Source organism: Thiorhodococcus minor, assembly GCF_010820565.1.
In the GTDB taxonomy this organism is placed as follows: domain Bacteria; phylum Pseudomonadota; class Gammaproteobacteria; order Chromatiales; family Chromatiaceae; genus Thiorhodococcus; species Thiorhodococcus minor.
Genome location: NZ_JAAIJQ010000060.1, coordinates 1 through 21409 on the forward strand (window position 1 = coordinate 1; position 21409 = coordinate 21409).

At 65.8% G+C, this 21409-nt stretch carries 18 protein-coding genes; 11 read left to right on the plus strand and 7 right to left on the minus strand.

What is annotated here, in order from left to right:
- Window positions 1-238: 238 nt before the first annotated feature.
- Both G3446_RS17795 and G3446_RS17800 read right to left on the minus strand, forming a co-directional pair.
- A complete protein-coding gene (locus G3446_RS17795; RefSeq protein WP_164454183.1) occupies window positions 239-568 on the minus strand; it encodes a c-type cytochrome in 330 nt (109 codons plus the stop codon).
- A gap of 66 nt (window positions 569-634) precedes the next feature.
- Window positions 635-1027, minus strand: a complete 393-nt coding sequence (locus G3446_RS17800) for a hypothetical protein (protein WP_164454184.1) — start codon at window positions 1025-1027, stop codon at window positions 635-637.
- Between the two features lie 765 nt (window positions 1028-1792).
- Between G3446_RS17800 and G3446_RS17805 the strand changes: the two genes are divergently transcribed.
- The 6 genes from G3446_RS17805 to G3446_RS17830 all read left to right on the plus strand — a co-directional run bounded on the left by G3446_RS17805 (window position 1793) and on the right by G3446_RS17830 (window position 7644).
- The gene (locus G3446_RS17805) at window positions 1793-2947 is read left to right on the plus strand and encodes an ABC transporter substrate-binding protein (protein WP_245232578.1); all 1155 of its coding nucleotides are present in this window, start codon (window positions 1793-1795) and stop codon (window positions 2945-2947) included.
- Window positions 2948-3013: 66 nt separating this feature from the next.
- Window positions 3014-3979 carry a PQQ-dependent catabolism-associated beta-propeller protein gene (locus G3446_RS17810; RefSeq protein ID WP_164454186.1) on the plus strand — a complete coding sequence of 322 codons (966 nt, stop codon included), beginning with the start codon at window positions 3014-3016 and terminating at the stop codon, window positions 3977-3979.
- Window positions 3976-4725, plus strand: coding sequence for an ATP-binding cassette domain-containing protein (locus tag G3446_RS17815; RefSeq protein WP_164454187.1), 750 nt, complete (start codon window positions 3976-3978; stop codon window positions 4723-4725). Before G3446_RS17810 ends, G3446_RS17815 begins: the two co-directional genes overlap by 4 nt.
- Window positions 4722-5525 carry an ABC transporter permease gene (locus tag G3446_RS17820; protein WP_164454188.1) on the plus strand — a complete coding sequence of 268 codons (804 nt, stop codon included), beginning with the start codon at window positions 4722-4724 and terminating at the stop codon, window positions 5523-5525. Before G3446_RS17815 ends, G3446_RS17820 begins: the two co-directional genes overlap by 4 nt.
- 228 nt (window positions 5526-5753) lie before the next feature.
- The gene (locus tag G3446_RS17825; RefSeq protein WP_164454189.1) at window positions 5754-6392 is read left to right on the plus strand and encodes a hypothetical protein; all 639 of its coding nucleotides are present in this window, start codon (window positions 5754-5756) and stop codon (window positions 6390-6392) included.
- 403 nt (window positions 6393-6795) lie between these two features.
- Window positions 6796-7644, plus strand: a complete 849-nt coding sequence (locus tag G3446_RS17830; RefSeq protein ID WP_164454190.1) for a methyltransferase — start codon at window positions 6796-6798, stop codon at window positions 7642-7644.
- Between the two features lie 117 nt (window positions 7645-7761).
- On the opposite strand, the gene G3446_RS17835 is transcribed toward G3446_RS17830, so the two are convergent.
- A complete protein-coding gene (locus G3446_RS17835) occupies window positions 7762-9336 on the minus strand; it encodes an ATP-binding protein (protein WP_164454191.1) in 1575 nt (524 codons plus the stop codon).
- Between the two features lie 314 nt (window positions 9337-9650).
- Between G3446_RS17835 and G3446_RS17840 the strand changes: the two genes are divergently transcribed.
- From G3446_RS17840 to G3446_RS17850, 3 genes are all read left to right on the plus strand, one after another.
- Window positions 9651-10154, plus strand: a complete 504-nt coding sequence (locus tag G3446_RS17840) for an O-acetyl-ADP-ribose deacetylase (protein WP_164454192.1) — start codon at window positions 9651-9653, stop codon at window positions 10152-10154.
- Window positions 10154-11095 carry an ADP-ribosylglycohydrolase family protein gene (locus tag G3446_RS17845; RefSeq protein WP_164454193.1) on the plus strand — a complete coding sequence of 314 codons (942 nt, stop codon included), beginning with the start codon at window positions 10154-10156 and terminating at the stop codon, window positions 11093-11095. The genes G3446_RS17840 and G3446_RS17845 overlap by 1 nt, the downstream gene beginning before the upstream one ends.
- A gap of 235 nt (window positions 11096-11330) precedes the next feature.
- On the plus strand, window positions 11331-12491 hold the full coding sequence (locus G3446_RS17850) for a porin family protein (RefSeq protein ID WP_164454194.1): 1161 nt from the start codon (window positions 11331-11333) through the stop codon (window positions 12489-12491).
- 46 nt (window positions 12492-12537) lie between these two features.
- Here G3446_RS17850 and G3446_RS17855 read toward each other — a convergent pair whose 3' ends face one another.
- From G3446_RS17855 to recD2, 3 genes are all read right to left on the minus strand, one after another.
- A complete protein-coding gene (locus G3446_RS17855) occupies window positions 12538-13329 on the minus strand; it encodes a methyltransferase domain-containing protein (protein ID WP_164454195.1) in 792 nt (263 codons plus the stop codon).
- Between the two features lie 56 nt (window positions 13330-13385).
- The gene (locus G3446_RS17860) at window positions 13386-14156 is read right to left on the minus strand and encodes a PEP-CTERM/exosortase system-associated acyltransferase (RefSeq protein ID WP_164454196.1); all 771 of its coding nucleotides are present in this window, start codon (window positions 14154-14156) and stop codon (window positions 13386-13388) included.
- 85 nt (window positions 14157-14241) lie between these two features.
- Window positions 14242-16440, minus strand: coding sequence for an SF1B family DNA helicase RecD2 (recD2, locus tag G3446_RS17865; protein ID WP_164454197.1), 2199 nt, complete (start codon window positions 16438-16440; stop codon window positions 14242-14244).
- 204 nt (window positions 16441-16644) lie between these two features.
- Here recD2 and G3446_RS17870 point away from each other — a divergent pair, with 204 nt between their 5' ends.
- Together G3446_RS17870 and G3446_RS17875 are read left to right on the plus strand one after the other, a co-directional pair.
- Window positions 16645-17865 carry an MFS transporter gene (locus G3446_RS17870; RefSeq protein ID WP_164454198.1) on the plus strand — a complete coding sequence of 407 codons (1221 nt, stop codon included), beginning with the start codon at window positions 16645-16647 and terminating at the stop codon, window positions 17863-17865.
- Window positions 17866-18063: 198 nt separating this feature from the next.
- Complete coding sequence (locus tag G3446_RS17875; RefSeq protein ID WP_164454199.1) at window positions 18064-18621, plus strand: VOC family protein; 558 nt, start codon at window positions 18064-18066, stop codon at window positions 18619-18621.
- A gap of 375 nt (window positions 18622-18996) precedes the next feature.
- Here the strand turns inward: G3446_RS17875 and G3446_RS17880 are convergent, their stop codons facing one another.
- The gene (locus G3446_RS17880) at window positions 18997-21405 is read right to left on the minus strand and encodes an EAL domain-containing protein (protein WP_164454200.1); all 2409 of its coding nucleotides are present in this window, start codon (window positions 21403-21405) and stop codon (window positions 18997-18999) included.
- Window positions 21406-21409: the final 4 nt, after the last annotated feature.

The window sequence follows — 21409 nt, forward strand, 5'->3', positions numbered from 1 at the left end:
CGCGAAGCGGAGCTTCGTCTCGCGGGTGACGCAGCTGGAGCTGCGTCACCAGAGACCCAAATCGGGAAACAAGACATGGACAGCTCCTTAGCTCCTGTGCCAGGCGCAAGTTGGCGGGCGTGAAACCGCGAGTGCGGCTCTCGGATGCGTGGCTTGGCGATCGGAGCGGGGACGCGGCGCAGCTTGGCACTGCGGCCGCGCAATCGGGGCGGGCGCTGCGGAAGACGGGCCGTCGCCGTCAGAGCGTCGACAGCCAGTTGGAGATGATCTCGAACTCTTCGTCGGTCACGCTGCCGACCACGGCCTTCATCGCCGCGGACAGGCCGTTGGTGCGCTTGCCGTCGCGGATGTCCTTCATTTGCTGCAGCAGGTACTCGGAGCTCTGGCCGGAGAGCTTGGGGTAGAGCGGCAGGATGGGCTCGCTGGGTCGATCTCCATGGCAGGTGTGGCAGATCTTCTGTTTGTAGAGCGTTTCGCCATCGACGGCCAGGACTGCGGCCGGGGCACCGATCGTGAGCCCGAGCGCGAGCAGCATGCGGCTCAAGACGCGGTCGTGTCGATCACCCATCTTTGGATACCTCTCTCAGCATTCTCGTCGTTATTGGTCAGCTTGGGGCGGGAGCGGTCGCTTGGATCAGAAGCAGCGTAGCGTGGATTCCGCCTGGACTTCCTTGAAGTGCTCCATCTCGCCCTTGGCCCAGCTCGAGCCCTTGTAGGCGCCTGTGCGCCCGCCGCCCTGGATCTGCTGCAGACGCATCAGGGTCTCGACCTTCTCGTACTCGGCGTAGGGGACGGCCGCGGCGATGATGTCGAAGCTGCAGGAGCACTTCTCCAGGGTGGTTGCCGATGCCCCGTTGGCGAGCATGCAGCCGACGACATAGTCCGCGATGGCGGTGGTTGGGTAGGCGGCGGCTTTCGACTGCGCGCATTCGCCGCCTGCCGCCGCCGATAGGCTTCCGGCCGCCAGGAGCAGGCCCGAAAGCGCTGCGACGACCTCGATCCGATTGAAGAGCCCGCTCTGGTGCATGGAGCCTCTCGTCTTACTCTCGCGTTGGTGAGTGTCGCGCCACTGGCGCCAGATTGCTGCTCGGGCCGCTCGCCAGAACCGCAGCGGCTGGTCCGGCCGACAACTGTCGGCGGCTTCAGCAAATCGCGTGCCCTCCGAATCCATACCCAGGCCTTGGTCGTCAGTTGGACCGGCAGGGTGGACGAGCGAGAGAGACTGTGAGAGTCATCCAAGCGCACCGCGAAGATCGCAGATTGGTGTAGGTTGGGCCGACGCAGGAGGCCCAACAATCAGAGCGTTAGGCTAGCCGCCATGTTGGGCTTCGTACCTCAGCCCAACCTAAACAGAATTTCTTCACAGTCTCTGCGCTTGTCCACCCTCGGGGCGACAACTGGCCGAAGCGACGATCGACGCCAGCGAGATCGATTCCGCAATCCATCGGGCTCCTTTGCGCACTTCGTGTGCCTTGCGGCTCAACGGAGCGCTTGAGCCTTGGCGCTCTCAGTTGGCGTGTCAGAAGTGACACGCAGTGCACCACGCCGACATCGACTGACCCCTGTCGGGAGTCACGGAGCGCAAGCGACAGGACGTGTTTCCGCAGCGGGCGTGGAATTTGCTGCCCACGCTGGCCGAGCGGGGCTTGCCCCGGCTCCGGACATCACCGCACACCGCGTTTGCGGATCTGCAATCCACCAGAGAGACGCACTCAACAGCCCAATGCCTGCAGTGAAACCATCTCCGCGGGGCGCAGTCGCGCCGCTCCCGACACTCGTTCTGGCGACGCTCTTGTCGCTGTCTGCCTTGGCGAGCACCAGCTGGGCCGAGACCCTGGAGGTGCGCATCGGCCTGATCAGCCGCGAGCCGCAGGAATACATTCCGCTGTCGTCCTTGGAGATCCCGATCGAGAACGACGGTCTGGAGGGCGCCATGCAGGGCGTTCGCGACAACAACACGACAGGGCGTTTCACCGGACAGGCCTTCTCGATCTCGCCGGTGGCGCTCGAGGGCGACGACGCCTCAGGGGCGCTGCGCAAGCTCCACGCCGAAGGGCTGCGGCTCTTTCTCGTGAGCCTGCCCGCGGAGGCCTTGCTTGCGCTGGCGGATCTTCCGGAGGCGCGGGACAGCCTCATCTTCAACATCGGCGCCCCGGACGACCCGCTGCGCACGCAGGACTGCCGCGCAAATGTGCTGCATACGGCGCCGAGCCGCGCCATGCTCGCGGACGCACTGGCGCAGTATCTGGCCTGGAAGCGCTGGCAGAAGTGGTTTCTCGTCGTGGGTCCGCACCCGGGCGACCAGGCCTACGCCGCCGCCCTCAAGCGGGCGGCCAAGCGCTTCGGCGCCAAGATCGTCGAGGAGAAGGCCTGGACCTTCGAGGCTGGCGCCTCGCGCACGGACTCCGGGCACTTCAACGAGCAGCAGCTCGCCAACAGCTTCACCCAGGTGGACGATTACGACATCCTCGTGGTCGCGGACGAGGCGGATGAGTTCGGCGAGTACCTCAACTATCGGACCTACCGCCCGCGGCCGATCGGAGGCACTCAGGGGCTGATCCCCGCCGCCTGGAGCGGCGTCATGGAGCAGTGGGGCGCGACCCAATTCCAGCGCCGCTTCCGTGACGAGACCGGACGCCTCATGACCCCGCTCGACTATGCCGCCTGGCTGGCGGTGCGCAGCATCGGCGAGGCCGCCACCCGGACCCAGTCCGCCGATGCCCAGGTGCTGCGCGACTACATCCTCAGCCCCGACTTCGAGCTGGCGGCCTTCAAGGGCGTGCCCCTGTCGTTCCGCGACTGGAACGGTCAGGTCCGTCAGCCGATTCTGCTCAGCGAGCCGCGCGTGCTGGTCTCGGTGTCGCCCCAACAAGGCTTCCTGCACCAGTTCTCCGTTCTGGACACCCTGGGCTACGACCGCGGCGAAACCCAGTGCGGTCGCGATTGATCACCCCGGCGCCGCCGCCAGGCTTGCCGACATCCCGCAAACGCCATTCCCACCCAAGAGGACGCCATGCTGCAAAGAACCAGCGCGCTGCTCGGACTCTGCCTGCTCGCGCCGCTCGGCGCTCAGGCCTACACCGCCTATGTCTCCAGCGAGAAGGACAACACCATCACGGTCGTCGACGGCGAGCGCCTGGAGATCAAGAAGACCGTCGAGGTCGGCGCCCGCCCGCGCGGGATTGCCCTGAGCAAGGACAACAGGGCGCTCTACGTCTGCACCAGCGACGAAGACCACATCGAGGTCCTGGACCTGGCATCGCTGGAGGTCACGCACAACCTGCCCTCGGGGCCAGACCCCGAGCTGCTGGTGCTCGGCCCCCAGGGGCGTTTCCTCTACGTGGCCAATGAGGACGACAACATGGTCACCGTGGTCGATGTCGAGGACCGCTCCAAGGTCACCGAGATCCAGGTGGGCGTCGAGCCCGAGGGCATGGGCGTGAGCCCGGACGGGAAGTGGCTGGTCAACACCTCGGAGACCACCAACATGGCCCACTTCATCGACATCGCCAAGCATGAAGTGGTCGCCAATGTCCTGGTCGATCAGCGTCCGCGCGTGGCGCAGTTCACCCCGGACAGCCAGCAGGTCTGGGTCTCGTCCGAGATCGGCGGCACGGTGAGCGTGATCGACGTGGCGACCAAGGAAAAGATCAAGGTGATCGAGTTCGCCATCCCCGGCATGCGCAGGGAGCTGATCCAGCCGGTGGGTATCCGCATCACGGATGATGGCAGCCGCGCCTTCGTCGCCCTTGGGCCGGCGGCGCGGGTCGCCGTCGTGGACACCAAGACCTTCGCCGTGGAGAAATATCTGCTGGTGGGGCAGCGTGTCTGGAACCTGGATTTCTCGCCCGACCAGAGTCGGATGTTCACCACCAATGGTGTCAGCAACGACATGTCGGTCATCGACATGGAGAAGCTCAAGGTGCTCAAGACCATTCCGGTCGGCCGCCTGCCCTGGGGCGTCGTGGTCGCGCCGTGACATTCGAGCCCGTTTCCGCCCTGGAGGTCAGCGGCGTCGGCTTCGCCTATCCGCGTCGCCAGGTGCTGGAGGACGTCTCCTTTCGCATCCCGCCCGGCTGCTTCTGCGTCCTCCTGGGGATCAACGGGGCCGGCAAGACGACGCTCTTCTCGCTCGTCACCCGGCTCTTTCTGTGCCGGACCGGCAGCATCCGCATCTTCGGTCGGGACCTCGCCAGAGAAAGTCACGGCGCCCTCGGCGACCTGGGCGTCGTCTTCCAGCAGCCGACTCTGGACCTGGATCTGAGCGCGCTGCAGAACCTGAAGTATCACTGCGCCCTCCACGGGCTGCGACCGGGCGAGATGCGGCCGCGCATCGATGCGGCCTTGGCGGTCGCCGGGCTGGCCGAGCGCGCCAAGGATAAGGTGCGAGCCCTCAGCGGCGGTCAGCGGCGGCGCCTGGAGCTGGCCCGCGCCCTCCTGCACCAGCCTAGACTGCTGCTCGCGGACGAGCCGACGGTCGGCCTGGACGTCCACAGCCGGCAGGCCATCATCGATCAGGTGCGCGGGATCTGCGCCGATCGCGGTGTCGGCGTGCTCTGGGCGACGCACTTGGTGGACGAGGTCCAGGCGTCGGATCTGGTGCTCCTGCTCCACCAGGGGCGGCTGCTCTATCAGGGCTCGGCGGAGGGACTGCTTGCAGAGACCCGGACGGAGTCGGTCCACGCCGCCTTCAATCGCATGACCGGCGCGGCGGAGGCGGCATGACAGGCTGGGCCTATGTCCGCTGTCTCAACGGCATCCTGGCGCGTGAGGGGCTGCGCTTCCTGCATCAGCGCGAGCGCTTCTTCGGCGCCCTGGTGCGGCCCTTGGTCTGGCTCTTCATCTTCGCCGCCGGTTTTCGCTCGGTCCTGGGCGTGTCCATCATCCCGCCCTACGAGACCTACATCCTCTACGAGGAGTACATCGTCCCAGGGCTGGTCGCCATGATCCTTCTCTTCAGCGGCATGCAGAGCTCACTCTCCATGGTCTACGACCGCGAGATGGGCAGCATGCGGCTGCTGATGGTCAGCCCCTTCCCGCGCTGGTACCTCTTGCTCAGCAAGCTCATCGCCGGCGCGCTGGTGGCCGTGGTCCAGGTCTACATCTTCCTGGCGATCGCCTGGTTTTGGGGCGTGCAGCCGCCGCCGCTCGGCGTCCTGCTGGTGTTTCCGGCCCTGATCCTCTCCGCGCTCATGCTCGGCGCGCTGGGGCTCTTCCTGTCCTCGGTCATCAAGCAGCTGGAGAACTTCGCCGGGGTGATGAACTTCGTCATCTTTCCCATGTTCTTTGCCTCCTCCGCCCTCTACCCGCTGTGGCGCATCCGTGACTCCAGCGTCCTGCTCTACGACATCTGCCGCTTCAACCCCTTCACCTGGGCGGTCGAGCTGATCCGTTTCGCGCTCTATGCGGAGGTCAACTGGCTGGCGCTGCTGGGTGTCAGTGGTGCCCTGTTGGTGTTCTTGCTCGCGGCGCTTTACGGCTACGACCCGGGGCGGGGGATGATGCGGTTCAAGCAGGGTGGTTGAGTCTGGGGAGGTGCGTTGAGCCGATGAAGAGCGGTCAGCCATTGGGCGAGCTCGGGCGGGCACCCTGTGCCGGCCAACGAGCTGACCCCAATTGGCTGGTCGCTGGTCGCTGGAGGCTGGCAGCTGGCAGCTCTCTTCAGGTTGAACCGCGAAGGGCGCGAAGAAGTGGGCTGGACAGACTCGGTTTGAGGGGCGTCTAGCCAAGGTTCGGTATCGAGGAATGATCCAATGATTGAAATCCAGCGCGCTGCGACCCGATTGGTCGGGTGTCTACTCCTGCTCATCCTGTGCGCCCCCGTTCTGGCGCAGCCGCCGGGACAGGGTCAAGACCCGGATTGGCCCTGTCCTCAGGTCCTGGTGCCCGAGGTCTCCGCCGCCGTGGTCTGGGCGGGGCCGCCGGTCGAGGGTTTGGATTGGCGTGGCGACGCCGAGGTGGCGGCCTTGGTCCGGCGGGTCAGCGACGCCGGCACCGCCCAAGAAGAGGCGGAGCGGGCCGTGTCCGGATTCGCGGGGGCACAGACTGGCGGGCAGAAGGACGCGCGGCTGACCTTGCTCTTCGCCGGCGTCCTCGAATTCCTCAACAAGGACCGGGCGCATCTCATCGACGGCATCAAGCGCTACTCGCGCGATCAGGCGCACAGGGCCGAGGTGATCGGCCAGGAGATCGACGCGCTGGTGCGTCTGGAGCAGGACGGCTCTGAGATGTCTGCAGCCAAGGCGGCCGAGCTGCGCAAGCGCATGGCCGTGGAGGAGCGTGTCTTCGATGCACGCGAGCGGTCCATTCGGTTCCTCTGTCGGCGTCCGGTCGCCGTCGAAGAGCGCCTGGGCAGGCTGGCGCGCATGATCGCGGGTCAGATGGACGGTTGAGCCTGGATCAGTTTCTTTTGAACCGCAAAGGCGCGAAGGCCGCAAAGAAAGACGAGGCGACTTCTGGCAGCTGTCACGCCAGAAAAATGGCGCCAAGTCTTAGCTTGATGGCCCGGTCGAACGGCGTCGGATCGGGTCAGACGCTCGATCTGTGGGAGCGGCGCCTCGCCGCGACGGGGGTGGGCGGAGTAGGTCGCATCGCGTCGGGTCAGTGCGACCGCCAAGGCAAGCCATTGGCATTCTGCGTGCGTCGAATTCGTCGAGCGAGTGTCGACCAATCCCGGCAATGCCTGCTCGATTGGGCCGAGGCTCCGGCAGCGCATGTGCCGCCCGGAGGCCCCTGGACGGCGCCGGGAGAAGCCTGGATCCTAATAGCTGGATCAGGCATCGCCACGGGGCTGACGTGTCCTACGCCGACATCACCCGCAACGACCGCAGTGCCATCAAACGCTGGCTGCAGCGCCGACGCCTGTCATCGGCCCTGGAGCTTGGCCTCGCAGCCGCGCCTGCCGCTCGCGTGATTTGCGACTATGGCGCGGGCGATGGCGCGCTGAGCCTGCAGCTCGCACAGTGTCGCCCCCAGGCCCGCATCATCTGCTACGAGCCGGCAGACTTTCTGCGCGCCGAGGCCGAAGCGACGCTGGCCCAGGCGCCCGAAGTCGAGCTCTCTGCCCGTGTCGATGCGATCGCGCCGGAATCCGTCGATCTCCTCTTCTGTCTCGAGGTCTTCGAGCATCTCCCCGCGCGCGAGACCGAGCAGGCGATGCGATCCATATCCCGTCTCCTGAGGCCGGGTGGGACTCTTGTGATCGGTGTGCCCGTGGAGACCGGCATCCCCGCGCTCTACAAGGGCGTCTTCCGCATGCTGCGGCGCTACGGCAGCTTCGATGCGCGCCCCGACCATGTCTTGCTTGCGACTCTGGGGCGTCCGCCGCGAGGTCGCACCCTCTCCGAGATTGCGCCTGGCTTCCGCTTCTACCGCGAGCATCTGGGCTTCCGCCTGCGGGAGCTGAAGGCTGTGCTACGCGCTCGCTTCCATCTCAAGCGCGCGGTCGCTTGCCCATTTGCCCCACTCGGATCTTGGCTGATGCCAGAGGTCAACCTGCTTGCTCGGAAGCCGGGACGTCTCCAAGAAAAGGGTGACTTGGCGGTCAACGCGTCAAGCGTCAGCTTCTCCTCCAATGCAGGATGGCGAGGCGCACGAGCGGGCGCAGAGCAAAACGCCAGCCTTTTTCATCAGTTGGCCCGGTAGGGTGGACGAGGCCGGGCGAAGTCCACCGAATTCCGCGCAGGGGCTGGTGGACTGGCCGAAACGATGACTGAGGCCATAACGCCTAAACGCCAGTCGAAGAATCTCAGAGGCCGAGCTTCAGCCCCGGATCACCTGGACCCGGCGCCCGCCGGGACTCATCGTCGGCAAGCTCTCTGTCCGCTCGGCGATCTGGGGCTGATCGGGGCGGCGGTCGAAGATCACCAGCCAGCCGCTGTCGAGACCGAGCCCGGCGAGATAGCTGTCGAGCTGGGCGAGCCCTTGGGGAAGCGGATCGGCCTCGCCCGGGCGCCAGACCTTCAGCTCCATGCCGAGCGTCACCGCCCCGTAGCTTAGACAGAGATCCATGCGCCCGGAGCCGATGGCGTACTCGCGCTCCAGCGTCCCGCCGCCGTTGACGACCCGGTGCAGGAAGGCCATGAGCACCAAGTGTGGTGCGATCTCATGGTAGGGGGCGCTGCCGAGCAGGGGTTGGCCGTGCTGACGCCAGAAGGCGAGGAAGGCATCGAGGAGGCGGTCTGGGTCGAGGCCGCCGTCGCTGGTCAGCCAGGTCGGCCGGATATGCGGCAGCGAGGCTTGCGGCGTGAAGGCCAGCATCCGTGGCAGCACCTCGCGATACATGGGATTGGCGACCACCAGACCGCCGGCGGGATCCTGGCGCAGCAGCCCCAGATCCAGCAGATACTCGATGTCGTCGATCGGCACCTCGCCGAGACTGGTTCCGGCCAACATCGGCTCGATGACGGCGCGCACCCGTGGCTCGCGCAGCTTGTCGGCGAGCTGGTCGAGGTGGGTGACGCGCCGCGCGATGAGGGCCTCCTTGGCCTGCTCGATCATGTCGCGGTCGATGGGGCGGGCGCGGTCGCGTCCGGCGGGCCTCTCGAAGCACGCCTCGTAAGCGAGCGCATTGACCAGCCAGGGCTGGCCTCGAGTCAGTGTCCAGACGTGCGCCACCGCCTCCGGGGTGAAGACCTGAGCGGTCTCGCGGGTATGCTCGGCGAGCAGGCGCACGACCTCGTCCGCCGAAAAGTCCCCCAGGCGCAGCGATTTCGCCTTGATGTTGAAGGCGCTGCCGCCGGTGATCACGGCCTTATCGGCGCTGGAATGGATCCGGTAGTCGCGCAGGTCGCGCACGCCGCAGAGCACGACCGTCTGCGGGAAGTGCTCGGGGCGCTGGGTGTAGCCCGCGCGCAGCTGGCGCAGCAGCGAGATGAGGGTGTCTCCGACCAGTGCGTCGACCTCGTCCAAGAAGAGCGCCAGCGGTCGGGCCAGGCGCTCGCTGCAGTGCGCCAGAAAGGCGCGCAGCGCCCGCGTGGGGGTATTGTCGGCCAGCACCTCACGGGCTATGGGCTCGAGCCTCGGATCTCCGCTCTGGCGACTGGCCTCTGCCGCCACTGTCTGGACGATGTCCGCCATGGCCAGGGCCACGTCCTCTCGAGCAGCTTGGGCGGTCTCGAGATTGGCGTAGACGGCTTGATAGCGTCCCTCCCGGTTGAGCCGCTCCATCAGCGCGAGCAGACAGGTCGTCTTGCCGGTCTGGCGCGGTGCATGGAGCAGGAAGTACTTCTTCTGGGAAATCAGCATGAGGATCTCGTCGAGATCCCAGCGCGACAGCGGCGGCAGGCAATAGTGGTCGTCCGGCCTGACGGGGCCCTCGGTATTGAAGAAGCGCATGGGGTGCTCCTGGCGCGGGCATGAGGCTTGAGCTGACCGGGAAAGGGTAGCAGGTCCGCGGCGCCGGGCTGGAGCTGAAAGTCCGCCGCGTCACTCTTGAGGCTCTGCGCCAGGGGGCCTTCGAGGGCGGGCTGGCCTGCCGAGCCAGGTCGTCGCGGAGCGCCTGTTGCGCGTGTGGCACCACAGAGCGGTCGCCAGGAAGTGTGGTGGTGTTTCAGGGTAAGTTTCAGGTCTGGGTCAGGCCAGCTCTCGGCTTTGCGTTGCCAGGCCTTTGGGTTTCAAATTGCAGTCTGGACATTAACGGAGAGCCGCCGATGACGACCAGACTGCGCGCGCTGCAGGCCGATATCACTACCCTGGCGGTCGATGCCATCGTCAACGCCGCCAATGCATCCCTCCTCGGTGGGGGCGGCGTGGACGGCGCCATTCATCGTGCCGCAGGGCCGGAGCTGCTGGAGGAGTGCAAGACGCTGGGCGGCTGCGCGACCGGAGACGCCAAGCTCACCCGGGGCTACCTGCTGCCGGCGCGCTTCGTCATCCACACGGTGGGACCCGTGTGGCATGGCGGCGGGCACGGCGAGCCGGAGCTGCTGGCCTCCTGCTACCGGCGCTCGATCGAGGTCGCTTCACAGCAGGGTATCGAGACACTGGCTTTTCCCAGCATCAGCACCGGCGTCTACGGTTATCCCGTCGACAGCGCGGCCGGTGTCGCCGTCGACAGCGTGCGTGCCGCGGCCGCTGCGCATCCTGGCATCGAGGAGGTCATCTTCTGCTGTTTCTCCGCAGACGACCTGGCGATCTATCAGGGGCTGCTTTGATGTCCATGCCAACGCCTGTCGATCGTTATCGCGGCGCCCTCACCGGCTTGGCGGTTGGCGACGCCCTGGGCGTCACGCTCGAATTCACGCAGCCTGGCGGCTTCGAGCCGATCGCCGACATGGTCGGCGGTGGCCCCTTCGGGCTGGCGCCCGGACACTGGACCGACGATACCTCCATGGCCCTCTGTCTCGCCGAAAGCCTCATTGAATGCCAAGGTTTGGATGCCGCGGATCAGATGCGTCGCTATCTGCGCTGGCGCGACCACGGCCATTGGAGCAGCACAGGCCGCTGCTTCGACATCGGCAACACCGTGGCCGCGGCCTTGAGGCGCTTCGAGGCGACCGGGGATCCCTATGCCGGATCCGAAGCCCCGCGTACCGCAGGCAATGGCTCGCTGATGCGGCTGGCACCCATTCCCTTGGCCTTCGCGCGGGAGCCGGTCGAGGCGGTCCGCTGTGCGCGCAGCATGTCTCGCACGACGCATGGGGCGGCCGAGGCCGTGGACGCCTGTCGCTACATGACGGCACTAATGGTCGGTGCGCTGGAAGGGCGTTCAAAGGACGCGCTGTTGAGCCCGTATTTCGCGCCGCAGGGCGTGGACTGGACGGCCTATCCGCTCGGCGGGCAGATCGACCCGATCGCGGCTGGCCGTTTCAAGGAGCGTCAGCCGCCGGAGATCCGCGGCACCGGCTATGTGGCTCAGTCCCTGGAGGCAGCGCTCTGGGCCTTCTACAGTGCCGAGGATTTCGAGGCCGGTGCACTGAAAGCCGTCAATCTCGGCGAGGATGCCGACACCACGGGCGCCATCTATGGCCAGCTCGCCGGTGCATACTATGGCATCTCCGCCATACCAGAGCGCTGGCGGGGCCTGATCGTGCGCGCGGATGAGATCGTCCAGATCGCGGACGAGCTGGCCCGCCTCGGCGCTCGAATGCGATAGTGCCCTAGTCGCGGATGCGATTTTTTTGCCGAGGATCTGGGGGGCAGCGGGGCCGGTAGCGGCTAGTCTTACGGGAGCCTGCGTCGTGTCGGGACGAGGTCCGCGGCTCGCGGTCGGTACCTGAGCCACGGCCGGGCGGCAACGAGCCAGAGAGCCAAGCAAGGGAGCTTCGACAGTGTTGTTTCGTCATCTTCGCCCAGCTTTCGAGCGTGGCTGCGCTTGGGCGCGCTGGCTCATGCTCGGCCTCTCGTGCGGCGCTGGGGCCGAGCCGTTCGAGCTGCCCGAGAACCTGCAGATCCATGGCTTCGCGACTCAGGCCTACATCCTGACCACGGGCAACAATTTCTTCGGCGACACCATCGACGGCGGCGACTTCGACTTCCGCGAGCTGGGGCTCAATGGATCATGGCGGGTGACGCCCAGCTTGCAGCTGTCGCTGCAGGCGCTCTCACGCAATGCGGGCGAGACGGATGACGGAGCCCCGCGATTGGATTACGGCTTCCTCGATTACACTTTCATCGAGTGCACAGAGGATCGATGGGGGCTGCGGCTAGGCCGAGTCCTGAACCCTTTCGGCTTCTACAACGACACGCGTGACGTCGCCTTCATTCGTCCGAGCATCCTCTTGCCGCAGTCCGTCTATTTCGATGTGAACCGCAACCTCGCCCTATCTTCGGATGGTGCTCAGCTCTATGGCGAGCGGCATATGGCGAGCGGGAATCTGATGCTGCAGCTGACAGTGGGCCTGCCACGCGTCGAAGACCCCGACATCGAGCGATCTGTCTTCTTTGGTGATCAGCCTGGCAAGCTGGAGCCGCAGCCGTCGTGGGTCGGACGACTCGCCTACGAAAGCGACGGTGGCGATCTTCGCTTCATGCTCTCCGGCATCCAAATGAGACTCGGGTATGACAGCGCGGGTCTGCGCGATCCCTTATCGGATGGCGACTTCAATCTCGACATGCTGATCCTCTCCGCCCAGTACAACGCGCGGTACTGGGATCTGACCGCGGAATTCGTCAGCCGATCCGGTAGCTTGCGCGATTTCGGCCCCTTCTTCCCGGATCTCGGCTATACGGGTGAAGGGTATTATCTGCAGGGGCGCTATCGTTTCGCGCCACATTGGGAGGCCATGGCCAGGTATGACGTGCTCTACTGGGACAGGGATGATCGCAATGGCAAGTCCTTTTCGGAGCTGACTGGGCTGCCGGCGCACAGCCGTTTCGCAAAGGATTTGGCATTCGGCCTGCGCTGGGATGTCACCCCGTCATTCATGTTGAGGACGGAGCTGCACTACATTGACGGCACGGGCTGGCTGTCCGAGCTGGAGAATCCTGGGCGGATCGGTACCGAGCGTTACTGGACACTCTTCTCCGTTCTTGCCTCTTACCGCTTTTGATCCACCCTGGTGTGTGTCGACTCCTTGGCCTGATCGCGGCCTCTGATCAGGGCTTGCGTCCCGCGACGAGCACAATGCACATGCTTCCGAAGAAGGTTCCCTGCCGCTCGGCGAGTGCCAGCTCCTGCTGCCAGTCCCTCAGCTCCCCTTGGGACAACAGCCCAGTCTCCAAGGCGCCTTGCTCGACCTCGTCCAGCTTTGTGAGATAGCGAGCCAAGCCTAGGTTGGCCGTGAGTGCGATGGGGACGACTTCCAGCGTGACCTCCGCAAGGCCGCATTCCTTGAAGAGCCTGAATAGCTGCCGCCCAGAATAGCCATTGCTCAAGAGCGTCTCGGCGCGAAAGCGTGCGAGCTGGCGCTCGGTATTGGTCTGCTCCGTATCGATGGACAGGGTTCCCCAGTCGGAATCGACGACGACCACGCGGCCATCAGTCTTCGTGACCCGAATCATCTCCCGAAGGGCCTTTCGGGGATCCCTCAGATGAATGAGCAAACGCTCACTGCGGCAGGCATCGAATGTCAGTGGGGCAAAAGGCAGGGCTTCGGCAGAGCCGCACTCATGGTGGGTCGAGCCAGCCAAGCCAGCCTGAGCGGCCCGCCGATTCGCCAGTGCAACCATGGCCTCGTCGCCGTCCACGCCGACCGCACGTCCCTCGGGTCCTAGTGTCTGTGCAAGCGCGAGGGTGTCCAATCCAGGACCACAGCCGACGTCGAGGATGCTTTGGCCGGGCTGGGCTCGCATCAGCTCATAGCTGCGCAGCTTGACAGGGGCGAGCAGCTGCGCCGCTGCCTGCAAATAATCGGCGTCCACGTAGCCGGGTGACTGGGTTGGCTTCATTGGCATGCTCCTTGTCGGCGTTGAGACTGATCCTGCTGACTCGATGGGCGGTCTCGTCAGCGTTCTTCGTGACCAGAGGTCGATTGGTCGGGAGTGCCCGCGAACAACTGCGTATCGATAAGGGACAGCAGCTCGGAGACTTCGGGGAGGAGCGAATCCAAGGCGCCCTTCCTCTCGAGGAAGAAGGGCGCGCGCGGTCCGTGGTAATCGACCAGCTCTCCCGCTTGCGTGAAGTAGACGCCAAAGCGTTGCAGCAGCCGCGCCAGTCGTGGCTCCATCATGGCGAATGCGATGTCCGTAGAGCTGCGCAGGAACATGGACATCCCGGTCATGAAGAGACCGACTGGGATGAAGGGAAAACTGCTGCGGCGTCCGGCGGCATCCGGCTCATGCGCTTCCGTGAGGCTGACGGGCTTCTTTTCGTCGTTCTGGCGGCGTCGAAATGCTTCGACGGCAGCGAGTCGTGACATCTCTCCAAGACGATCTCGGCGGAGCGATCCTGGGTCGATCGGAGGATCTGGAAGAGGCTCGTAGTGACGCTCGAATGGGAGGGTCGTGTAGGCCTGGCCTCCCTGATTTGCCTTGATCAGACGAATGCATCCGACCGGACGCCGGCTTGCGCGGTGGATCATCAAGGCGTGCTGCGCGAAGTCGTCGTATTCGTCGCGCTCGAGGTGATCGGGGTACTGGGTTTCCGCCAAGTAGTGGAACTCCTGACAGAAAACCTCGTAGCGCACCTGATACACCTGCTCGAGCTGCTCCGGGCTCGTCGCCAGCAAGACCTGGAAGTACTCGTCGAATCTCTCGGTGATACTCGCTCGCGCCAAAGTTGCGTCCCTCCTTGCATGGTGAGTCCGTGCGAACGGCATCTTGAAGACAGGACTCGCTTAGCCTGAATCCTAGCACTCCTTCTTAGGCATCGAGCCCGGTCTGACCTGCCTCGCCTAGTCTCGACCTCAGTTTGGTCAAGCGCCGGCTCGATTCGGTCTTCTTGACCGCCATTCCCAGGGCCTTCGGCTGGGCGATGAGTACGACCAGGCGCTTGCCGCGGGTGACGGCCGTGTAGAGCAGGTTGCGCTGCAGCAGGCTGTAGTGCTGAGTGGCGAGCGGGATGACGACGGCCGGGTACTCCGAGCCCTGGGCCTTGTGGACGCTGGTGGCGTAGGCGAGGGCGACCTCGTCGAGCTCGCCGGTCTCGTACACGACGGCGCGGCCGTCGAAGTCGATGCTCAGCAGTCCTTCCTCGGCATCGATCGACTGGATGCGTCCGATGTCGCCATTGAAGACCTCCTTGTCGTAGTCGTTGACCAGCTGGATGACCTTGTCGCCAGGCGCGTAGCTCCAGCCGAAGCGCTCGATGCGCGGCTGAGCGCTGGGGTTGAGCGCCGTCTGCAGGGCGACGTTGAGGGCGCGCGAGCCCAGGCCGCCCCGGTTCATGGGCGTGAGGACCTGGACGTCGCGGACCGGGTCCAGGCCGAAGCGCTCGGGGATGCGCTGGGTGACGACGCGCATCAGCCTGTCGTGGATGGCCTCGGGCGTGTCGCAGCGGATGAGGTAGAAGTCGCTGTCTGGGTGGTCGCCGTGCGGGATCTCGGGCATCTGACCGGCGTTGATGCGGTGGGCGTTGACGACGATGCGGGAGGCGGCGGCCTGGCGGAAAATCTCGGTGAGCCGGGCGGTCGGCACGGTCCCCGAGCCGATGAGATCGGCCAGCACGGCACCAGGCCCGACCGAAGGGAGCTGATCGACGTCGCCGACCAGCAGGACGCCGGCGTGCGTCGGCACCGCGCGCAGCAGCTGATTCATGAGCACCAGGTCGACCATGGAGACCTCGTCGACGACCAGCAGGTCGGTCTCGAGCGGGCTGTACTGGTCGCGGCGAAAGCCCATGGTCTGAGGGTCGAATTCCAGCAGCCGATGGATGGTCTTGGCCTCGCCGCCGGTGGATTCGGACAGGCGCTTGGCGGCGCGGCCGGTCGGGGCGCAGAGCAGGACGTCGACGCCCTTGGCGCGCAAGATGCGCAGGATGCTGTTGACCACCGTGGTCTTGCCCACGCCCGGCCCACCCGTGATGATGCCGACCTTGCCGGACACCGTGGCCGCGATGGCGGCGCGCTGCGAGTCGGACAGGGCCAGGCCGGTCTTGGCCTCGACCCAGGGCAGCGCCTTGTCGGTCTCCATGGCGCCCCAGGGCGGCGGGTCGAGCTGCAGACGCTCGAGGCTGCGGACGATCCCGATCTCGGCGCGCTGCAATGGGGTCAGGAAGAGCGCGGGCCGCTCGTCGATGGGCTCGGCGATCAGCCGCTCTTCCGTCAGCTCGACCTGGATCGCTTCCTCGATGATGGGGATCGGGATCTCCAGCAGGGCGTTGGACTGTGCGACCAGGGTTTCGTGCCAGGCCGCGCAGTGCCCCTCGCCGGCGATCTCCTGGAGCACGTGCCGCACGCCGGCCTGTGCCCGGATGAGCGAGTCGCGCGGAATGCCCAGTCGCTCGGCGATGGTGTCCGCCGTCTTGAAGCCGATGCCGTGGATGTCGAGCGCCAGGCGATAGGGGTTTTCGCGCACCTGCTCCACGGCTTGGTCGCCATAGGTCTTGTAGATGCGCACCGCACGCGCCGTGCCGACGCCATGGGACTGCAGGAAGACCATGATCTCGCGGATGACCTTCTGCTCCGCCCAGGCCTGGGTGACGCGCTTCTGGCGCTTGGGGCCGATGCCTTCCAGCTCCAGCAGTCTGTCGGGGCTGTCCTCGATGACGTCGAAGACGCGCTCGCCGAAGGCGCGCACCAGCTTGCGCGCGAAGTGCGGGCCGATGCCCTTGACCATGCCCGAGCCCAGGTAGCGCTCGATGCCGTCGAGCGTCCGGGGCGGGATGATGCGCAGATCGATCGCCTTGAATTGCAGCCCGTGCTCGCGATCGTTGACCCACCAGCCCTCGGCCTCCAGGTACTCGCCCGGCGTGACGCTGGGGGCGGAGCCGATCAGGGTGACCAGCTCGCGCTCCCCGCGCACCTTGATCCGCAGTACGCAGAAGCCGCTCTCGGGGCTGTGAAAGGTGACCCGCTCGATGGCGCCGCTGAGGCGCTCGGTCGGTGCTGACTGCGTTGGCATCTGGATCGGCCGAATGGGGCGTGTGTGCGTCGCGCGCGAGTAATGGCGACAGGATGATTCCGAGCCGGTTTCGGCGCAAGCGCTCGTCGTTCGGGCTGGCGCGAAGGATCGGGAAAGACCAGGCCGATACCCATGGGCGCGTGGATATGAGGCACGCGCGCAGTGCCTCTAAACTGACGCATTGTCTCGTTCCGCTCCATCCGCATGATCGCTGCACGCACCCCCGCATTCTGGCGGGCGACCCTGGCGTTGAGCCTGGGCTCCTTCCTGACCTTCATCAATCTCTACACGCCGCAGCCCCTGCTGCCGCTGTTCAGTCAGACCTGGGGCGTGTCGCCCGTCGACGCCAGCCTGACGGTGTCGCTGACGACCTTGACGCTGAGCCTGTCGCTGCTGGTCTATGGTCCGCTGTCCGACGCCATCGGGCGGCGCGGGATCATGCTGGTGACCATGGCGCTGACGGCGCTCTGCTCCCTGGCCATGGCCTTCGCCCCGGATTTCACGACCCTGCTGGCACTACGGACCTTCCAAGGACTCTTCATCGGCGGACTGCTCGCCGTCGCCATGGCCTACATGGGCGATGAATTCGAGCGCAAGGCCCTGATTCTGGCGATCGGTCTCTACATCAGCGGCAACTCCCTGGGAGGCATCTCGGGGCGGCTCATCAGCGGCGCAGTCGCCTCGTCCTGGGGCTGGGAGGCGAGCTTCCTGGTCACCGGCTGCCTCAGCCTGGCGATTCTCACCGCCTTCGCCTGGATGCTGCCGCCATCGCGCCACTTCACGCCCAAGCCATTGCGTCTAATCGGCTTGGTCAAGGATATGGCGGGGCACGCGACCAGCCCGGTGATCCTGCTCGCCTGTCTCGTCGGCGGTCTCAACTTCCTGGTCTTCATCAACCTCTACAGCTACATCACCTATCTGCTCAGCGCCCCGCCTTACAACCTGTCACCGGCGGCGCTCGGTCTGCTCTTCCTGACCTATCTCTCCGGCACCCTGGCGGCGGGCTTTTCCGGGCGCATCGTGGGCGGGCGGTCCCAGCCGCTCGCCATGATCGGCGGCATCCTCATCCTCATGGGCGGGACGCTGCTGACCCTGGTGCCGCGTCTGGAAGCCATCATCGCCGGGATGCTCATCAACGCCGTCGGCTTTTTCTTCACGCACACCCAGGCCGCCGGCTGGGTCAATCGCAGCGCCCACCAGGCGCGCGCCAGCGCCTCTTCCCTCTATCTCATGAGCTACTACGGCGGGGCCAGTATCGGCAGTTTCTATCTTGGCCCCTTCTGGCATTGGATGGGCTGGCCCGGCGTGGTGCTGGGTGCGCTGCTGATGCTCGGCGCTGGGGTGGCACTCGCGGGCTATCTGCGCTGGCTGGAGTGCCGGGGCGGCGGGGATGCGGGTGTCCTGGCTGCAGAGCCCAACCGCTAGCGCGTGTCGCGAGCGCTGACAGGTAAGGCCGAGCCGGTCCGCCCGTCTCGAAAGCTCGGGCGGGAAACACTTGCGGGCTGGCTGGCTACTCGGGTCTCGCAGGCAGGCTTGGCCTCGCTGCTCGAGAGGGCAGGCTAGACTGGGGACTCGGGCCTTAAGCCATCAGGGCAGGGGCAACCAGCCAATCAGGAGTCTGTGATGCGTTTTCGAGGGATTCACCACATCGAGCTGTCCGTGCTGGACTATGCGCGGTCCGTCGCCTTCTATGACCGCATGTTTGGGTGGCTGGGCTACAAGAGCTTCTGGACGCTCGACATCGACTACCGCTCGACCTATTACATGGCGCGTTTCCCGATGCCGCACAGCTACATCGGCATCCAGCCGGCGCGTGGCGTCGAGCGCCTGGATCACCAGGCGCAGCGCACGGGGATTCATCATGTCGCGCTCTGGGCGCGCAGCAGGAAGGAGATCGAACGCTTCCACGCGGAGTTTCTGCTGAAGGAAGGCGTCGAGGTCACCGAGGCTCCGGCGGCCTATCCCATCTATGCCCCTGGCTACTATGCCGTGTTCTTCGTCGATGCCTCGGGGATCCGCTGGGAGCTGGCCTATACGCCGCGGATTCCGATGCCTTGGGACCTCTACCGGACGTTGCGGGCTGGCAGCGAGCAGGCCAAGCGCCACCCGGAATGGCGGCAGCATCCGACCAAGGAGATGATGCGGCGGCTGCCTTCGCGCGAGGAGCTGGGGCGTTCATAGCCAGTGGGCTCCGTCTTGGGCGGCGAGCATGAGCGTCTCCGGGAGCCTTCACCTCCAGGTCAACAGGTGTCGGCCTAGAGGCCGATACCCCCAGGGCTGCAGCCGCCAGCATCAATGATCCTGGAAAGAGCTGCCAGCCACCAGCAGCCAGCTCAAAGCTTTGTTTCGGCTCTGCTTTCAGGTCTTCGCTGAGTCACCCAACGGGTGAGCGGCTGGTCGGCGAGAAAATCCCCCAGCTATATGATGTTCCGCCGCTGGCGGCGGGAGCTGACTGCTCCAATTAGGATGATGCGATTGCGGCTCCGGCGTGACAAACCGCAGTCGAGCCGTCGCGCAATCGCCCGTGGCTCTCTTTGTCGTGACGGATTGGCTGTCTCAGGAGCCTGTTGCCGACGCGGACGGCCCGGCATGCCACTGATGCTCGATGTCCGCGGCCGGCAGCGGCCTGGAGAAGAAGTAGCCCTGGAGGCTGTCGCAGCCCTGGCGTGCCAGCATGTCGACTTGCTCGGCCGTCTCGACGCCCTCGGCGACGACCTGCTTCTCTAGCGTCTTGCTGAGTCCGATGATGGTCTTGACGATGGCCGCGGTCGGCTTGTCCGACATGGCCTCTCGCACGAACGACTTGTCGATCTTGATGATGTCGACCGGCAGCCGGCGCAGATAGGCGAGGCTCGAATGCCCGGTACCGAAGTCGTCGATGGCGATACGCACGCCCATGGCCTGGAGCGCCGCGAGGATGGGCGTGGTCTGCTCCGGGTTGGACATGATGCAGCTCTCCGTGACCTCGACCTCGAGCAGCGATGGGCTGATGCGGTGACGTCGGCATTCTTCGCGGATCATGCCGACCAGGTCGTCGTGGATGAGCTGGCGCGCCGAGACGTTGATGGCGACCTTCTGCCAGCCGTGGCCGGCCGCCTCCCAGCGCGCGATCTGGCGACAGGCCTCCGAGAGCACCCAGGCACCGATCTGGCCGATGAGTCCGCAATCCTCGGCGACGGGCACGAAGCTGTCGGGCGGTACGAAGCCGATCCTGGGCCGATTCCAGCGCAGGAGCGCCTCGAAGCCTTGGGCTGCCTGGTCCCTTGCGCAGACCTTGGTCTGATAGTGCAAGGACAGCTCCTGACGCTCGATGGCGTCGCGCAGCGCGAGCTCCAGCTCGAGCCGTTGACGGGCCTGCTCCGCGAAGGCGGGCTGGAAGAAGTGGTAGGTGTTTCGGCCGGCCGCCTTGGCCGCATAGAGGGCCATGTCGGCATTCTTCATGAGCACGTCAGGCTCCGTCCCGTCGTCCGGATAGATGGCGATGCCCAAGGACGTGCGCATGTGGATGCGCGTCTCCGGAAGCTCGAAGGGCTCGGAGAAGACGTCGAGGAGTCCTTGCGCGAGCACGACCGCGTCCGTCGGTCTTTCCAGGTCGCTCATGAGCACGACGAACTCGTCGCCGCCGAGCCGCGCCAGGGTGTCGCTGGCGCGCAGGCGCTTGGAAAGACGCTGGGCGATGCCGCGCAGCAGCTCGTCGCCGATGTGGTGCCCCAGACTGTCGTTGACCGCCTTGAATTGATCGAGGTCGAAGAAGAGCACCCCAAGCCGCTTGCGGTAGCGCGCCGCGCGCGCGATGCAGTGGTCGAGGCGCTCCATCAGCAGCTTGCGGTTGCCGAGGCCGGTGAGCGGATCGTGGAGTGCCTGATGGAGCAGCTGCTGGTCTTTTTCGTAGTCGTCTGTGATGTCGTTGAAGACGGAGACGTAGTGCGTCACCTCGCCCGCGCTGTTGCGCACGGAGTCGATGGTGCGGCGCTCGAGAAAGATTGCGCCGTCGCGCCGGCGGCTCCACATTTCGCCTTCCCAGCGGCCCGTGGAGCGCAGTTTCTGCCAGCCAAGCTCGAAGAAGCGCGCCTCGTGCTTGTCCGAGCGCAAGATGCGCGCCGGTTGGCCGATGGCCTCCGCGGACGGGTAGCCCGTAATGCGCGTGAAGGCCGGGTTGACCTCGACGATGGTCGCCTCCGGCGTCATGACCATGACACCTTCCGCCGTGTTCTCGATGACCGCGGAGGCGAGCCGGTTGCGCGCCGTGCGCTCCTCGACCTCCTTCTCGAGTCGCGAGTCGTAGGCCAGCAGGGCCTTTTGCGCGGCCAGGAGCTCTTCGTTGAGCTGCTCGACCAGACCACGCTGGCGGTGGGTTTCGTCGAGCAAGCCTTGGTTCTCCAGCAGACGCTGCTGACCGGCCAAGAGGATGCGTCGACCCTGTTGGTGGCTGATGAGCATCACCAGCACGAAACAGAACGCCAAGGCGGCGACGACGGGCCCCGAGGTCGGGGTGTCGAAGACCATGACAGCGGCTGGCAGCATCAAACAGAGGAGGTAGAAGCGTGCCGACCAGAGCACCGGCGCGAGGATGGCCGAGCCGCCCCCAGCCAGGCCGGCGACGATGGCGATGATGGCCAGTCGCTCGGAGGCCCCCGCGCCGGGGAAGACCAGGAACGGTAGGGTGCCCCAGACCAGTGCTGCGGCGATCAGGGGCCAGACGAACATCCGCTCCCGCGTGGCCGTGCTCAGTCGATCTCTGCGGCGCTCGTAGATGCGGAGCAGGACGGCTCGCAGGACGCTGAAGGAGAGCCCGATCACCAGCCAGAGCGGCTGGATCAGCGTCTGGGTATGGAGCCAGTGGATCACGGCTATGCCCAGGATGGCGACGGCCGTCATGGGGATGCCCGCGCGCCCCTGACGGAAGGCCTCGTCGATCAGCGTGGCCCGCAGCTGCTCGTCCGTGGCGCAAGGGTTTTGGCTCATGGGG

What these genes read in the sequence shown, in the direction of transcription:
- G3446_RS17795 (WP_164454183.1), bottom strand. Translation starts at nt 568, where the DNA reads ATGGGTGATCGACACGACCGCGTCTTGAGCCGCATGCTGCTCGCGCTC.
- G3446_RS17800 (WP_164454184.1), bottom strand. Translation starts at nt 1,027, where the DNA reads ATGCACCAGAGCGGGCTCTTCAATCGGATCGAGGTCGTCGCAGCGCTT.
- G3446_RS17810 (WP_164454186.1), top strand. Translation starts at nt 3,014, where the DNA reads ATGCTGCAAAGAACCAGCGCGCTGCTCGGACTCTGCCTGCTCGCGCCG.
- G3446_RS17820 (WP_164454188.1), top strand. Translation starts at nt 4,722, where the DNA reads ATGACAGGCTGGGCCTATGTCCGCTGTCTCAACGGCATCCTGGCGCGT.
- G3446_RS17825 (WP_164454189.1), top strand. Translation starts at nt 5,754, where the DNA reads ATGATTGAAATCCAGCGCGCTGCGACCCGATTGGTCGGGTGTCTACTC.
- G3446_RS17835 (WP_164454191.1), bottom strand. Translation starts at nt 9,336, where the DNA reads ATGCGCTTCTTCAATACCGAGGGCCCCGTCAGGCCGGACGACCACTAT.
- G3446_RS17840 (WP_164454192.1), top strand. Translation starts at nt 9,651, where the DNA reads ATGACGACCAGACTGCGCGCGCTGCAGGCCGATATCACTACCCTGGCG.
- G3446_RS17845 (WP_164454193.1), top strand. Translation starts at nt 10,154, where the DNA reads ATGTCCATGCCAACGCCTGTCGATCGTTATCGCGGCGCCCTCACCGGC.
- G3446_RS17850 (WP_164454194.1), top strand. Translation starts at nt 11,331, where the DNA reads ATGCTCGGCCTCTCGTGCGGCGCTGGGGCCGAGCCGTTCGAGCTGCCC.
- G3446_RS17855 (WP_164454195.1), bottom strand. Translation starts at nt 13,329, where the DNA reads ATGAAGCCAACCCAGTCACCCGGCTACGTGGACGCCGATTATTTGCAG.
- recD2 (WP_164454197.1), bottom strand. Translation starts at nt 16,440, where the DNA reads ATGCCAACGCAGTCAGCACCGACCGAGCGCCTCAGCGGCGCCATCGAG.
- G3446_RS17870 (WP_164454198.1), top strand. Translation starts at nt 16,645, where the DNA reads ATGATCGCTGCACGCACCCCCGCATTCTGGCGGGCGACCCTGGCGTTG.
- G3446_RS17875 (WP_164454199.1), top strand. Translation starts at nt 18,064, where the DNA reads ATGCGTTTTCGAGGGATTCACCACATCGAGCTGTCCGTGCTGGACTAT.
- G3446_RS17880 (WP_164454200.1), bottom strand. Translation starts at nt 21,405, where the DNA reads ATGAGCCAAAACCCTTGCGCCACGGACGAGCAGCTGCGGGCCACGCTG.